2 protein-coding genes are annotated in these 1150 nt (G+C 78.5%); both read right to left on the bottom strand.

Annotated elements, in window-relative coordinates:
- A partial coding sequence (locus GTW08_RS03870; RefSeq protein ID WP_161151427.1) for a site-specific integrase occupies positions 1 to 334 on the bottom strand: 334 nt, incomplete at its 3' end.
- Positions 335 to 365: 31 nt separating this feature from the next.
- Positions 366 to 1150: DNA-processing protein DprA (locus GTW08_RS03865; RefSeq protein ID WP_161151426.1), on the bottom strand; the 785-nt coding region annotated here is incomplete at its 5' end.

The following is a 1150-nucleotide window of genomic DNA, read 5'->3' as shown; positions in this document are numbered from 1 at the left end:
GCAGGTGGTCCAGGTCGAGCGCACCGAGGCCGGGGAGCCCGCGGAGCAGGTCGGTGAGGTCCGAGCGGTAGCCGCGGACGGTGTGCGGCGAACGGTTCCGCTCGTGGCGCAGGTGCCCGGTGAACTCCTCGAGCGCGGTGGCGACGTCCGGCGCGAGCCCGTCACCCCCTGCTGCCCCGTCACCCCCTGCAGCCCCGCCACCCCCTGCGGACCCGGCGCTCCCTGCGGACGCGGCGCCCGCGGCAGGGGCGCCCGCCGGGCCCACGGCCGGTCCGTCGACCGCACCGGGGACCGGTCCGGTGGTCGCGGGACCGGAGGACTCTGTGCGCGCCATGCCCGGACGGTCCGCCGCCGCGGGGCCCCGGTCAAGGACCCGCCCGGCGTGCCGGACGCTGCCACAGCCCCTGGTGGTACTCGGCGAGCCCACGGTCCTCCAGCTCGGTCAGCGCCGCGCGCAGCTCGTCGGGTCCGACGCCCGCGGCCTCCCCGATCCGTCCCGGCGGCCACGCGGCCCGGGCGGGCAGCGCGTCATGGACCGCCAGCACCCGCGGGTCGAGCCCGTCGGTCGGGCGGGACTCCCCCTGCGGCGGCAGGGCGAGGTCCACACCCAGCCGGCCGACGACCTCCAGGACATCCTCGGGCCGCCCGACGAGGCCCGCCTGGTGGGAGCGGACCAGCTCGTGGCAGCCGACCGACATCCCCGAGGTCACCGGGCCCGGCACCGCCATCAGCGGGCGCCCGAGCGCGGTCGCGTCGGCGGCGGTGCGCTTCGTCCCGCTGCGTGCCCCGGCCTCGACGACGAGGGTCCCGACACCGAGTGCGGCCAGCAGCCGGTTGCGGACGAGGAACCGCAGCCGCCCGGGGATCGTGCCGGGCGGGTACTCGGTGAGCACCAGACCGGTCGCGGCGATCCGTTCCAGGAGACCGGTGTGCGCGGCCGGATAGACGCGGTCCGGGCCGCAGGCCAGCACCGCGACCGTCGCGCCGTCGACGGCGAGCGCTCCGCGGTGCGCGGCCGCGTCGATCCCGAACGCGGCGCCGGAGAGGACCGCGACGCCGCGCCGGGCCAGCGTCGCGGAGAAGTCCGCGGCCACGTTCAGCCCGTACGGGGTCGCGGCACGCGACCCGACGACGGTGACCGACCGGTCGG

The organism is Pseudonocardia sp. SID8383 (genome assembly GCF_009864975.1).
GTDB classification, from domain to species: Bacteria; Actinomycetota; Actinomycetes; order Mycobacteriales; family Pseudonocardiaceae; genus Pseudonocardia; species Pseudonocardia alni.
The sequence above is the reverse complement of the archived record's forward strand: the minus strand, read 5'-3'. Positions and strand labels throughout refer to the sequence as shown.